We start from the raw sequence: 13,856 nt of genomic DNA, 5'->3' as shown, positions 1-13,856 counted from the left end.
TTCGCATGAGTTGCGCGGGCGTCACGGCCATGCGGCGTTGGCAGAAGGATAGGGAGAGTAGGGCAGGAAGTCCAGAACCGATTGCAAGAAAGCTACTTGATGGAGTCTGGTTTCTAGCAGTCGCCTGAAATTCAGGCATTCGAGCGCGGTGGCGGACCGGTCGTCTCGCGGACGATGAGTTCCGGCTCGAAGAGGAGTCCACCCGCCTGATCGCCGCGGCCCGCGAGCAGGCCGGCCAGCGCCGCCACGGCGGCCGAGGCGATCGCGGCGACCGGCTGCCGCAGCGTCGTCAAGGGCGGATCGGTGACGGGCATGTACGCGGAGTCGTCGAAGCCGATGACCGACACGTCGCGCGGGACGTCGAGGCCGCGCCGGCGGACGGCGCGGATCGCGCCGAGCGCGAGCGCGTCGCTGGCGCACACCAGGGCCGTGACCCGCGCGTCGAGGAGTCGCGCGGCGGTCGCGCGGCCGCCTTCGGCGGTGAACATCGCGTGCGCGACGGGCATGCCGGGCAGGCGGGCGGTGAAGGCGGCGACCTTGCGGTCGGAGGGGGCGTGGCCGTCAGGTCCGGCGACGAGGCCGATCCGCCGGTGCCCCAGGTCGGCGAGGTGGGCGAGGGCCCTGCCGACGGCGTCGGCGTCGTCCACGGCGACCGTCGCCGCGCCGGAGTGGCCGTCGGCGGCGTTGACCAGCACCACGGGCATCCCGCGGTCGGTCAGGGTGCGGCGATGCTCCGGACCGGCGTCGGCGAGGCTGCCGCCGATGAAGATGACGCCGCCGGTGCCGTGCGCGAGCAGCAGCTCGATGTGGTCGGCCTCGGAGATGCCGTCGGGGGTGCGGGCGCACAGCAACGGAACCAGGCCGCGCCGGACGAGCGCGGCCGCGATGAGGTCGGCGAATGCGGGAAAGATCGGGTTGCGCAGGTCGGGGACGACCAGGCCGATGAGGCTTCCCGGCTCGGCGCGGGCGGCGGCGGGACGCCGGTACCCGAGCACGTCGAGGGCGGTCAGCACGGCGTCGCGGCTCCGGGCGGAGGTGCCGGTCCGTCCATTGAGGACACGACTCACGGTCGCGCTGCTGACGCCCGCGAGCTCGGCCACCTCTTCGAGTCGTGTCGTCATGCGCAGAGCCTAGCCGTCTTCGCAAAAACCGAACAGGGCATGCAAAGTTTTGGACAGAATGGCTAGACTGCCGCCATGGCAAGCAATCTGGCCGCTGTCGCCGCTCGCGCGGGGGTCAGCCAGTCGACGGTCTCGCGGGTCCTCAACGCCCGGCCGGGCATCTCACCGACGACGCGGGCCGCGGTCCTGGCCGCCCTCGCCGATCTCGGCTACGAGCGGCCGGTCAAGCTGCGCGAGGGGCGCGCGCGGCTCGTCGGCCTCGTCCTGCCCGCGCTCAGCGCCCCGGCGGCGGCGTTGACCGAGGTCGTCTCCGGGGCCCTCGCCCGGCGCGGTTTCGCGCCCGTCCTGTGCACCGGCGCGGGCGAGACCTTGAGCGAGGAGGCCTACACCGAGCTGCTGTTCGCCCAGGCGGTGTCGGGCGCGGTGTTCCTCGGCGGCGGTTACCAGTTCGCCGACGGCCGCGACGAGCCCTACCGGCGACTCGCCGAGCGCGGCCTGCCCACCGTGCTGCTCAACGCCGGTGACCTCGCCGTGCCGCTGCCTCATGTGTCCATTGAGGACGGTCACGCGGCCGGGCTCGCCCGGGAACACCTGACGGCGCTCGGACACCGCGACATCGGCCTCCTGCTCGGCCCCGAGACCCACCTGCCGTCACGACGGTGGCTGGCCGCGCACCGGGCCGCCTTCAGCGGTGCGGCCTGGCCGGAACTGGTGACCCGGACCGAACTCACCGCCGAGGACGGGCAGGCCGCCGCCACGCGTCTGGTCGCGGCGGGGGCCACCGCGCTGGTCTGCGCCGATCACGCGCTCACGATGGGCGCCGTCCGCGCGGCCCGCCGGCTCGGCCTGTCCGTGCCCCGCGACGTCTCGCTGATCGGCTTCGACGACGACCCGGCGCTGACCCACACCGAGCCGCCGTTGACGACCCTGCGCCGGCCGGTGGAGGCCATGGGCCGGGCGGTGGTATCGCTGCTCCTCGAACGGATCGGCGGTCTGCGCGGCGGTACCGAGGAGATGCTGTTCGACGCCGAACTGGTGGTCCGGGCGTCGACGGGGGCGCCGCGGCGGGCGAGCGACTGAACGGCCGCTTCGTCCACTGTGGATCGACGGTGTCAGCTGTCGCCGTCGTCTTCCCACCGGTCGATGCGGTCGGTGAGCGAAGGCAGTCCGCCGGGCTTGTCGGCCCAGCCGTCCGGGTCGCCGCAAACCCCTGCCGCACAAGCCCCACGGCACGCGACGAGGGTCCATCCCCGGTCTTCACCCACGGCGACCTCGTCGGCGCGGCCGTCACGGACGTCACGCCGGCAGCCGACGCACATCAGTCCGTAGGCCATCTCTTCGGTGAGGGTGGCCGGCACCGCCGTGGGGCGCGTGAGCATGGGCTTCGTTCTTCCGTGCGAGGAAGCGGGGTTGAGCCGAAGTCTCGCACAGCGGGATCGGCGTTGTCAGCCCTCAGATGTCGCGGTCCGTTCTCAGGTGGGTCACGTTATGAGCAGGAGTGCGCCGATCACCGGCATCCCCGCGCCCGTCGCCTGCGGCGCTCGGCCCGGCCGCGCGTGACGCCCCTGTCCCGCCGCGTCAGTAGGCTCCGTTCTCGATCGCCTTGTCGACGTTGGCCTGGTGCTCGGCCTCGGTGACCGCGAAGGCCGAGTTGCCCTCCTTGTCGATCTTCACGAAGTAGAGCCAGGGACCGTCCTCGGGCGCGAAGGCGGCGTCGAGGGCGGCCTTGCCGGGGTTGCCGATCGGGCCCGGGGGCAGGCCGAGGTTCCCGTAGGTCTGGTACGGGTTGTCGGGGTCGTGGTTCTCCTCGTCGGTGAGGTTGTCCTTGCGTTTCTCACCGTTGAGCTCGCGCCAGTAGTTGGTGGTCGAGTCCATGTTGAGGAAGGGCGGGTCCCAGATCTCGGGGTCGAGGCGGTTCCAGATGACCCGGGAGATCTTGCCGAAGTCCTTCTCGATCCCCTCGCCCTGGATGATCGAGGCGATGATCAGGGCCTCGTAGGGGGCGACGTTCTTCTCCTCGGCGAGGTCGCGCAGGCCGTCGGCGTCGGCGACGGCCATGAACTTGGTGACCATCTCCCGCAGCATCTCGGCCGGTTTCATGTCCTCGTTGAGCTCGTAGGTCGCCGGGTAGAGGAAGCCCTCAAGGCCCTTGGCGGCCTTCTTGCCGTCGGCCCGGGTGTACCAGGAGGGGTCGATGCCCAGCTCCTCGGTGTCCTTGGCGGCGTCCTCGAAGTCCTCGACGGGGATGTCGAACTTCTTCGACAGCTCCTTGTAGATCCGGAAGGTCTGCCAGCCCTCCTTGACGATGAACCCGTCGACGACACGGCTCTCGGGTTTCAAGAGGAGGTCGAGCGCGGCCTTCCCCGACATCTGCTTGCGCAGCTTGTACGTGCCCGGGCCGATACTCGTCGCCTGAGGGTTGCTCATCGTGGCGTTGACGAAGGCGCCGGGACTCTTGACCACGTCGTTCTCGAAGAGGACGTCGGCGATGTCGCTGAGGTTCGCGTCGGGCTCGACGGTCACCAGCACCTCGCCGGTGCCTTCACCCTCGTAGTCGGGCGCGGTGTCGGTGAGCTTGCCGTAGACGACCCAGCCACCGACGAGGAGACCGGCGCCCAGTACGAGGACCAGGGTCAGGATCAGTCCCGTACGGCGCTTCTTCTTACGGCGGTGGCCACGCGGCCGTCGCTCGCCCGGTCGCGGGCGCCGAGAGTCGCCGTGCACGGACATGATGTCCTCCCCAGTGTGCGCGCGATGCTTCGACCGCCGAGGCCGCTTCGCCCCTGTCGGAAAACTCGCCAACACCGTACTCCGCCGGCGCCTGTACGGGGGCGACTACTTTCCGCCCGCTCAGGTCCGCGCGCGGGGACGGTCCCGGCCGGTTCGGTGGAACCGGCCGGGACCGCCGGTGTCAGCCGACCTTGGTGAGTTTCCACCGCTGGTTGGCCCCGGTGCCGCAGGTCCACTGGATGAGCTGGACGGCGTCGGCGGTGGAGCCGCCGGGGACGTCCAGGCACTTGCCGCTGTTGACCGACACGACACGGTAGACGCCCGCCGTGCCGGTCGCCTCGAACTTCCACTTCTGGTTGTTCGCGCCGGACGCGCAGGTCCATTGCGCGATGAGCGCGTTGTCGGCGGTCGAGGCGCCCGTGACGTCGAGGCACTTGCCGCTGTGCTGGGCCGTCACGGTGAAGGTGCCGTTGCCGGCGTCGGTCAGTTTCCACTTCTGGTTGGCGCCACCGGTCGCGGGCCACTGGACGACCTGCGCGCCGTCGGCCGAGGAGTTCCCGGAGACGTCGGCGAGCTTGCCGCTGTGCTCGGCGGTCAGCGTGTAGACGCCGCCGTTCTGCGGGCCGCCGCTACCCGGCACGCCGACACCGGCGCCGTTGAAGGTGAAGGAGTCCAGGTCGAAGGGCGATCCGCCCGAGGACTTGAACACGGCGTAGAGGGTGCCGCTGACGCCCGGGTCGGTGATCGGTACGGAGGGCAGGGTGACGTAGTTGTCCCAGCCGCCCGTACTGGGGATCGTCTGGCTCGCGACCAGCGTTCCGGTGGGCGAGCCGGCGCGCAGTTCGATCGAACCGGCGTTGTTGTTGGGCGTGGACACCCGGAACGCCACGGAGGTGATGTTCTTGAGGTTCACCGGGTTGACGGCGATCCAGTCGTTGTTGGAGATGTCGCCGATGCGTTTGCCGTTCTCGGCGCCGCTCTGCTCCACGACGCGGATGCCGGACTGGGCGGAGAAGTACTCGGCCTGTTTGTGCTTGGGCTGGAGGGTGATCGTCGTGGTGCCCTGGAGGCCGCCGTTGTCGGTGTAGTCGGCGGAGATGACGTAGTAGGTGTTGGCGTCGGCGTCGTGCCCGGATGCGCTGGTCGGGACCGTGCCGGTGCAGCCGGTGAACTGGCCGGTGTCGTGGCTGTGGCTGTCGTGGCCCAGCGCGGTGGTGACCTTCACGCGGGAGCAGTCGACCGTGCCGTCCTCGGGGTCGGTGACGTTCACCGTGTAGGTCAGGTTGTCGCCGAAGGTGAGGAAGCCGCCGTTGGGCGGGTTGGCGAAGGTCACGCTGGGACGCGTGTTGCCGACGGTGATGGGAACGGTCATGCTGCCCGTCTTGCCGCCGGGGTCCTTGACGGTCAGCCGGGCCGTGTAGTTGCCGTTGGCGGTGTAGGTGTGCGCGGGGTTGGCGCTGGTCGAGGTGCCGCCGTCACCGAAGTCCCACGCGTAGGTGAGCGGGTCGCCGTCGGGATCGCCGGAGCCCGCGGAGGAGAAGGTGACGGGCAGCGGCGCCTTGCCCGAGTCCGGACTCGCGGCCGCCCTGGCCAGTGGGGCGCGGTTGCCCGCGACGTAGTCGATCCGGTAGATCCCGTCGTCGGTGTTGGAGTGGCCGTAGCCGATTCCCCATTCGGCGAGGTACATGGCGCCGTCGGGACCGAACTTCATGTCGATCGGCGCGCGCAGGTTCAGCTGCGGCACGAAGGGGTTGATCTTCAGCAGACCGCCGCCCGCGTCGAGCTTGAACTCCTTGACGTAGTTGCGGCTCCATTCGTAGTAGAACGGGGTCTTGTCGAAGTAGGCCGGGAACTTCCGCTCCGAGGAGCTGGCCGCGTCGTAGTGGTAGAACGGGCCGCCCATCGGCGCCGACCCGCCGCCGCCGTCGAGTTCGGGGAACTCCGCCGAGGCGTGGTAGGTGTACCAGGTCGTCGCGGGTTTGGCCGCCGGGAGGCTGGTCAGTCCGGTGTTGTTGGGCGAGTTGTTGACCGGCGCGGTGCAGTTGAACTTGGCGCCCGAGACGCCGGTGGCGAAGTCGTAGTCGTTGAAGGGCGTATTGGCGCCGACGCAGTACGGCCAGCCGAAGAAGCCGGGTCCCTTGATGAGGTTCCATTCGACGGTGCCTTCGGGCCCGCGGTTCGGGTTGGGGCCGCCGGCGTCGGGTCCGTAGTCGCCGAGCGAGATCCAGCCGGTGGTCTTGTCGACGGAGAAGCGGAAGGGGTTGCGGAAGCCCATCGCGTAGATCTCGGGACGGGTCTTCGCCGTGCCCGGCGCGAAGAGGTTGCCCGACGGGACGGTGTACGTGCCGTCGGCCTGCGGGTGAATCCGCAGGATCTTGCCGCGCAGGTCGTTGGTGTTGGCCGAGGAGCGCTGGGCGTCGAAGTGCTCGCGGCCGGGCCGCTCGTCGATCGGCGCGTACCCGTCGGAGGCGAAGGGGTTGGTGTCGTCGCCGGGTCCGATGTAGAGGTTCCCGGCGGGACCGAAGGCGAGATAGCCGCCGGTGTGGCCGGGCTCGTCGACGTTCCGGTAGGCCGGGATGTCGATGACCTTCTTCTCGCTGGCCATGTCGAGGGTGTCGTCGGTCTTGACGGTGAAGCGCGAGACCCGGTTGACCTCGGCGGTGCCGGCCGGTGAGTAGCTCACGTAGACCCAGCGGTTGGTGGTGAACGCGGGGTCGAGCGCGATCCCGATGCCGCCGTCCTCACCGCCGTCGTAGACGTTCAGCACGGCGGCGGTGTGCGTCTCCGGCACACCGGCGTGGTCGTGGATGACGTGCACCGAACCCGATCGCGAGATGTAGAAGACCTTCCCGTCGGGCGCGACGTCGAGGGCCATCGGCTGGTCGGGGGCGCCGTCGAGGGTCACCTTCTGGAAGCGGCTGGCGACCGTGCCGCCGCAGTCGCCGGCCTCGTTACCGGCGGCCCACTTGATGCCGCCGAGCACGTGCTTCTTGAAGCCGTCCTCGGTGTAGGACGCCGCCTCGTGGCCCATCGCCGTGGCCCAGACCTTGCCGCCCTCGGCGTTGCGGCACCAGGAGATCGGGTGGTCGGCGCCCATTTTGGACGGTCCGGCGTCATAGGTGGTCTCGTCGGCGGTGACCAGCACGTGCGCGTCCCCGCGGAAGTTCCGGTCGAAGTTGTACCACTCCTCGGTCCGCACCCAGCGGTCCGGCAGATCCCTTGTGGACGGATGCGCCCTGTCGGCGACCTTCGCCGTTCCCTGGAGGGTCGAGGAGTGCGCGGTCATGTGCGCGCCGCCCATGAGGATCTGGTCCCACCACGGGAACTGGGACTCGATGTTCATGTCGGTGGTGTTGTGGATCGCGACGATCCCGCGGCCACCGCGCACGTAGGCCTGGGCGGCGGCGCGCTGGGCGTCGGTGTCCCAGACCATGCCGGAGTTCTGCATCATGACGATCGCGTCGAAGGACGCCAGGCCCGCGGTGCTGAAGATCGCCGAGTCCTCGCTCTTGACGACCTCGAAGTTGCTGGCCGCCGCGAGCTGCTCGACCATGGTGATCCCGGCCGGGATCGAGGTGTGCCGGTATGCGCCGGCGGCGGTCTTGGTGAACAGCAGCACCTTGAACGCGGGCGCCGCCTGGGCGGGGGTCGCGGGGAGGAACAGCAGTGCCAGCAGCAGCGCCGCCGCCGTGGACAGGACTCTGCTGGCTAAAGGTCTGCGCATGGGGTGGATTCCTTTCGGGGGACGGGTTCGCCGTCCCGGTCGAGAACGTCTCGACCGGGAGGGCGGGCCGCTAGGGTGGCGGCATGAAAATCAGCCTCGGGCGGGCCCTGTCGTGGCGGATGGGACGGCATTTCCTGCTCGGCGGAGCCACGTCGGCCGAGGAGGCCGTCGGCAGGCTCGGCGCCGTGGGCGCCCACTCCGGCGACCCGGAACTCGCCGTGCGGAGAAGGCTCGCCGACTCCACACCGGGTGAGGTCGAGCGGGCGCTGGATGCGGGCCGGCTGATGAAGACCTTCGCCTTCCGCGGTGCCACCCACCTGATGGCGCCACAGGACGCCGGTCGCTACCTGGCCCTGCGGGCCGCCGGGCGGCAGTGGGAACTCCCGAGCTGGGTGGACCACTACAAGGTCGAGCCTCGGCAGTGGCCCGCGCTGCGCGAGATCGTCCGCGGCCTGGTCGCCGACGGTCCGATCACCGTCGGTGAACTCGCCGACGGGGTCGCCGGGCATGCCGCCTTCGCGCACCTCGGCCCGGAGTTCACCGCGCCGAGCCAGACCTTCCTCAAACCCTTCGCCTGGCAGGGCGACCTCTGCTTCGGGCCGGTCCGGAACGGACACGCGACCTTCCAGTCGCCGAACGCGAGCCCACACTGGAGCGGTGTCCCCGAGCTCGACGAGGCAGGCCGGTACGCCGTCGCCGCCTACTTCGACGCCTACGGACCCGCGACCCGCGAGCACGTGCACTACTGGCTCGGCGGCGGTCTGAGCGCCGGGCGCAAACGGATCGACCGCTGGCTCGACGAACTCAAGGCCGAGCTCGCCGACATCACCGTCGACGGCGAGTCGATGCTGTTCCCCGTCCGGCACCTCGACGCCCTCTCCGGGCAGGCCGCGACCACGGCCGTGACGCTCCTCCCCGGCCACGACCAGTGGGTGCTCGGTTCCGGCACCGCCGACGAGCGGATCGTGCCCGCCGGGCGCCGGGCCGTGGTGACGCGCGGAGCCGGCCTCGTCCTGTCCGCCGGTGTCGTCAGCGGTACCTGGAAGGGCCGTGCGGGCACCCTCACCGTGTCCTGGTTCGCCGAGGCGGGCGAACCGCCCGGGACCGCGATCGAGGCGGAGGCGGACCGGCTCGCGGGACTCCTCGGCGGACGGCTCGACCTCGGTGTCGACGTCGTCTGAGATGGCTGGAACGGGCCTGCTCCCCGGGTTCACCGCGGAAGCGCGCGTCGGCCGCCGTCGGCGCCGACCTTCGTGGATTCGCATGCTCATGGCTTCAGAGGCGGGGACGCCGAAGGTTCCGGTCCCGCCCGCGTCGCGGGCGGGACCGGATCACTAGGGCAGCGTCCAGCGCTGGCCGGCCGCGGCCGCGCAGGTCGAGATCACCAGCTGGGTGCCGTCGGCGGTGGCGCCCCCGGCGGCGGTGAGGCAGCGACCGGACTGCGGGTTGCGCAGGGTCCCGTCGGCCTGGACCGCCCAGTTCTGCGCGCCGGTTCCGTTGCAGGTCCACAGCTGCACCTTCGTGCCTTCGGCGGTGGCGCCGCCGGCGACGTCGAGGCACTTGCCGACGGCCGTGAGCGCCTGGCCGGTCACGGTCCACCGCTGGGCGGCCGAACCGTTGCAGGTCCACAGCTGGATCTTCGTCCCGTCGGCGGTGGCACCGGCGTTGACGTCGACGCATTTGCCGCCGACGCCGACGATCGGTCCCGGCCCGCCGCCGGGCGGGGAGCCGCGCACGAGGGTCAGGTCGTCGACGTCGAAGGTGCCGCCCGTGAAGACCAGGTACAGGTTCTGCACGCCCGCCGGGACGCCCGACAGGTTCGCGGTCACGTCCTGATAGGACTCCCAGCCGCCGGTGTTGCCGACGGTCGCGGTGCCGAGCAGCGTCCCGGTCGGCGAACCGATCCGGACCTGCACGCCGCCACCGGCCGTCGCACCCGGCGACGCGACCCGCAACCGCACCCGGTTCACGCCGGTCAGGTCGACGCCGTTGTAGGCCGCCCAGTCACCGGGATCGACGTAACCGAGCACCATTCCGTTGTGCGCCGGGGTGTGCGGGTAGGTCTGCACACCGCTCGCCGCCGACCAGTTCTCGGCCTGGACCGTCACGTCGGCGGCGCCGCCGAGCTCCTTGAGCCGGATATTGCGGAACTGCGCGTCGTCACCGGTCCCGTGGTTCTGGATGCCGACGTGGCCCTGCTGGAGCGAGCGCACCGGGTCGGTGTTGGTGAAGTCGTTGATCCGCACGCCGTTGAGGAACACCTGGAGGCGCTCGCCTTCGACGAGGATCTCGAAGGTGTTCCACTCCCCCGGCGGGTTGAGCGCGGCGTCGCGGGCGGCGATGTCGGCGGCCTTGAAGCCGTAGACGGATCCGGTGGTCCGGTCGGGGCTGTCGGTGGCGTCGATCTGGATCTCGTAGCCGTTGCCGACCGCCGAGTTCGGATCCGACGAGGCCGGAAAGCCCACGAAGACGCCGGAGTTGTCGTCGCCGGGCAGCCGCCAGTCGAGTTTCAGCGAGTACGCACGCAGCTCTTTGGCGCTGTACCAGAGCATTCCCATCCCGCCGGTCGCGGTGAGCGTGCCGTCGGTGTTGGTGAAGGAGCCCGGCCCGGCCTGCGACCAGCCGGTCGTCGCACCGTTGTAGAGGGTGGTGTAGCCGTTCTCCGGACGGCAGTCGGCCTTCGCCCGGCCGGAGGCGTAGCGCAGGCCGCCGAGCAGGAGCTGCCGGAACGCGGGTTCGGCGTAGGAGGCCTGGGTGTGGCCGCCGCCGGTGTAGAACGAGCGGCCGCCCTGGTAGGTCTTGCACCACACGTGCGGGTGATCGGCGCCCATGGAGCCGCCGCCGTAGGAGGATTCGTCCAATGTGGCCAGTACGCGGGCGGAGCCGCGCGGGTTGGTCTGGAAGTTGTACCACTCGTCGGTGCGCGCCAGGCTCGCGCCGAGGTGCGCCGTCGCCGGGTGCGCACGGTTCTCGACCCTGGTCGTCGCCTGCTGGATCGCCGGATGGGAGGCGAACCAGGCGCCGACGAGTTCGCCGTAGAACGGCCACGAGTACTCGGTGTCGGCGGCGGCGTGCACGCCGACATAGCCGCCGCCCGCTCGGATGTAGCCCTCGAACGCGCTCTGCTGCGCCGCGTCGAGGACGTCGCCGGTGGTGTTGAGGAAGACGACGGCCTCGTACCCGGCGAGGTTCGCGGCCGTGAACCGGGCGGCGTCCTCGGTCGCGGTGACGGTGAAGTTGTTCGCGGCCCCCAGATCACGGACGGCCTGGGTCCCGACCGCGATCGAGTCGTGCCGGAAACCGGCCGTCTTGCTGAAGACCAGCACGTCATAGGCCGGATCGGCGGCCCGCGCGGCGGAGGGCACGGTGAGCACGGCGAAGGCCGTGATCGCGGTGGTCAGGATGCGAAGCGGGGTTCTCACGGCATGCTCCATTTCTGGTTGGCGTTGCCGGTGCAGTCCCAGATGGCGAGCTGGGTGCCGTTGGCGGTGTTGCTTCCGGGCACGTCGAGGCAGCGGCCGGACTGCGGGTTGCGAAGGGTGCCGTCGGCTTGGGCGACCCAGTTCTGGGCGCCGGTTCCGTTGCAGGTCCACAGCTGCACCTTGGTGCCGTTGGCGGTGGCGCCGCCGGCGACGTCCATGCATTTGCCGAGGGCCTTGAGGGTCTGGCCGGTGACGGTCCACTGTTGCGCGCCGGTGCCGTTGCAGTCGTAGAGCTGCACCTTCGTGCCGTCGGCGGTGGCGGCGCCGGCGACGTCGACGCACTTGGCGGCCAGCCCCTTGATCGGGCCGGTCCCGCCGCTGCCGCCGCCGAAGGTGAAGGAGTCGACGTCGAACAGGGCGCCGGTGCCTCCGGTGAACACCAGATAGAGGGTCGTGGTTCCGGCCGGGACGTTCGACAGCGTCCCGGTGACGTTGGTGAACACCTCCCAGCCGCCGGTGACCGGAACGGCCGCCGACCCGATCAGCGTCCCCGTCGGGGATCCGGCGCGCAGTTGCAGCGTGCCGCCGACACCGCCGGAGGAGACCCGGGCGCTGAAGGCCGTGCCGTTGGTCAGGGCGTAGGGGCTGAACGAGACCCAGTCGCCGTTGTGGATGTCGCCGACGGTCTGGCCTCCCTCGGCGGTCGCCTTGGTGATCCGGCTGACGCCGTTCGAGGCGCCGTAGTGCTCGGCCTGCCGGTGCCGCGTCTGGGTGATGTGCTGGGTGTGGGTGGTCAGCGGCGGCTGTCCGTTGGCGCCGTTGTCGGTGTACTCGGCGTCCCAGACGCCGAAGATGTTCGCGGCGGAGTCGTGCTCGCCGTCGACCGGGACCGTGATGGATCCGGTGCAGCCGTTCTTGGAGCTGATCGGGTGACCGTGCTGGTCGTGGCCGAGGATGTAGGTCATCTTGACCCGTGCGCAGTCGATCGACGTGTCCTCTGGATCGGTCACGGTGATGGAGTACGGGACGGTGTCGCCGAAGGAGAAGGGCGCTCCGTTGGCCGGGAGGTTCACCTTGACCGTCGGGGCGGTGTTGCCGACCGTGATGATCACGTTCGCCGAACCGGTGTTCCCGGCGGGATCGCGGACGGTGAGGGTCGCGGTGTACTGGCCGTTGGCGGTGTAGGTCTTCGACGGGTTCGCCGCCGTGGAACTCGTGCCGTCGCCGAAGGTCCACGCGTAGGTGAGTGCCCCGCCCTCGGGGTCGGCCGAACCGGCCGAGGAGAAGGTGACGGCGAGCGGGCCGATGCCGGATGTCTTGCTGGCCGAGGCTTTCGCGACGGGGGCGCGGTCGGCGCCGGCGATGTACTCGATCCGGTAGAGCGCGGAGTTCTGGTCGCCGTTGAAGTAGCCGGTGCCGTAGTCGAGGACGTACAGGGCTCCGTCGGGACCGAAGGCGCTGTCGATGATCTGTGTGCCGGACCAGGGGAAGCTCGCGATCTCGCCGGGCGAGCCGTCGGCCTGCACGTCGATCGGTTTGATCCATTTGCGGCCGAACTCCGTGGCGAAGAAGTGCCCGTCGAGGTCGGCGGGAAACTTCACCGGGGAGGTGGAGGCCGCGTCGTGGCGGTAGACCGGTCCCGCCATGGGCGACTCGGATCCGCCGCCGAACTCGGGTGGCGAACCGGCGTCCCCGCCGTAGCGGATCCACGAGGGTTTCGCGGCCGGGAGTGTCGCGGCGCCGGTGTTGCGGAAGGAGTTGTTGGCCGGGCCGCCGGCGCAGTTGAACTTCGGGCCGGTGGTGCCGGTGGCGAAGTTCCACTCGTTGTAGACCTCGGCCGCGGAGTTCGTGCCGGTGCAGTAGGGCCAGCCGTAGTTCCCGGTGGAGGTCACCCGGTCGAACTCGACCTGCCCGGACGGGCCGCGGTTGGCGTCGCTCGCCCCGGCGTCGGGTCCGTAGTCTCCGATGTAGACGGTGCCGGTGGCCTTGTCGACGCTCATCCGGAACGGGTTGCGGAAGCCCATCGCGTAGATCTCGGGGCGGGTCTTGGCGGTGCCCGGCGCGAAGAGGTTGCCCGCCGGGATGCCGTAGGTGCCGTCGGCGTTGACCTTGATGCGCAGCAGTTTCCCGCGCAGGTCGTTGGTGTTGCCGGCGGAGCGCTGGGCCTCGTAGGCCGGGTTGCGGTTGGTGCGCTCGTCGATCGGGGCGTAGCCGGCCGAGTCGAAGGGGTTGGTGTCGTCGCCGGTGGTCAGGTAGAGGTTCCCGGCGGCGTCGAAGTCGATGTCGCCGCCGACGTGGCAGCACATGCCGCGGTCGGTCGGGACGGACAGGACGATCTTCTCGCTGCCGGTGTTGAGGGTCCAGTCGGCGTTGAGGGTGAAGCGGCTGAGCCTGTTGTGTCCCTGCCACGCCGACCAGTCGGTGCCGGTCGCCGGGGCGTCACCGGCCGGTGTGGACAGTGGCGGGGCGTAGAACAGGTACACGGCACGGTTGGTGGCGAAGCCGGGGTCGACGCCGACGCCTTGCAGGCCTTCCTCGTCGTGCGTGTACACCGGGAGGGTGCCGATCGTGGTGGTCGTGCCGGCGGCGTCGGTGCGGCGGAGTTTTCCGTCGCGGGCCGTGTGCAGGACGGACCGGTCGGGGAGCACGGCCATCGACATCGGCTCGCCCATCTCGGCGACGCCGCGGGCCAGCTCGACCTGCTGGTAGTCGGCGGGGTCGATGACCTCGTGCGCCTGGGCGGGTCCGGGTCCGGCCACGGCGACCGTGGCGGCGAACGCGACGACCGCCGCTGTGGCTAAGCGCCGGCGGGGGAATGGAGACATGGAGGGGACCTCATCTCTTGGGGCGTTGCAGTGG

At 70.4% G+C, this 13,856-nt stretch carries 8 protein-coding genes; 2 read left to right on the top strand and 6 right to left on the bottom strand.

Annotation, left to right across the window (positions count from 1 at the left end):
• Positions 1–131: 131 nt before the first annotated feature.
• A complete protein-coding gene (locus HNR73_RS10545; protein ID WP_184787173.1) occupies positions 132–1,121 on the bottom strand; it encodes a LacI family DNA-binding transcriptional regulator in 990 nt (329 codons plus the stop codon).
• 75 nt (positions 1,122–1,196) lie between these two features.
• Between HNR73_RS10545 and HNR73_RS10540 the strand changes: the two genes are divergently transcribed.
• Positions 1,197–2,201: a LacI family DNA-binding transcriptional regulator gene (locus tag HNR73_RS10540; RefSeq protein ID WP_184787172.1), complete on the top strand. Its 1,005-nt coding sequence runs from the start codon at positions 1,197–1,199 to the stop codon at positions 2,199–2,201.
• Positions 2,202–2,233: 32 nt separating this feature from the next.
• Here HNR73_RS10540 and HNR73_RS10535 read toward each other — a convergent pair whose 3' ends face one another.
• The 3 genes from HNR73_RS10535 to HNR73_RS10525 all read right to left on the bottom strand — a co-directional run bounded on the left by HNR73_RS10535 (position 2,234) and on the right by HNR73_RS10525 (position 7,575).
• Positions 2,234–2,500 carry a hypothetical protein gene (locus HNR73_RS10535; RefSeq protein WP_184787171.1) on the bottom strand — a complete coding sequence of 89 codons (267 nt, stop codon included), beginning with the start codon at positions 2,498–2,500 and terminating at the stop codon, positions 2,234–2,236.
• Positions 2,501–2,699: 199 nt separating this feature from the next.
• Positions 2,700–3,851, bottom strand: coding sequence for an endolytic transglycosylase MltG (gene mltG, locus HNR73_RS10530; RefSeq protein WP_184787170.1), 1,152 nt, complete (start codon positions 3,849–3,851; stop codon positions 2,700–2,702).
• A gap of 181 nt (positions 3,852–4,032) precedes the next feature.
• Positions 4,033–7,575, bottom strand: a complete 3,543-nt coding sequence (locus HNR73_RS10525; protein WP_184787169.1) for a ThuA domain-containing protein — start codon at positions 7,573–7,575, stop codon at positions 4,033–4,035.
• A gap of 83 nt (positions 7,576–7,658) precedes the next feature.
• Here HNR73_RS10525 and HNR73_RS10520 point away from each other — a divergent pair, with 83 nt between their 5' ends.
• On the top strand, positions 7,659–8,756 hold the full coding sequence (locus HNR73_RS10520) for a DNA glycosylase AlkZ-like family protein (protein WP_184787168.1): 1,098 nt from the start codon (positions 7,659–7,661) through the stop codon (positions 8,754–8,756).
• 153 nt (positions 8,757–8,909) lie between these two features.
• Here the strand turns inward: HNR73_RS10520 and HNR73_RS10515 are convergent, their stop codons facing one another.
• Positions 8,910–11,009, bottom strand: coding sequence for a ThuA domain-containing protein (locus HNR73_RS10515; protein ID WP_184787167.1), 2,100 nt, complete (start codon positions 11,007–11,009; stop codon positions 8,910–8,912).
• Positions 10,994–13,822: a PQQ-dependent sugar dehydrogenase gene (locus tag HNR73_RS10510; protein WP_184787166.1), complete on the bottom strand. Its 2,829-nt coding sequence runs from the start codon at positions 13,820–13,822 to the stop codon at positions 10,994–10,996. The genes HNR73_RS10515 and HNR73_RS10510 overlap by 16 nt, the downstream gene beginning before the upstream one ends.
• Positions 13,823–13,856: the final 34 nt, after the last annotated feature.

This window comes from Phytomonospora endophytica (assembly GCF_014202425.1).
Lineage (GTDB): Bacteria > Actinomycetota > Actinomycetes > Mycobacteriales > Micromonosporaceae > Phytomonospora > Phytomonospora endophytica.
This window is presented reverse-complemented; position numbering and strand designations above follow the sequence as displayed.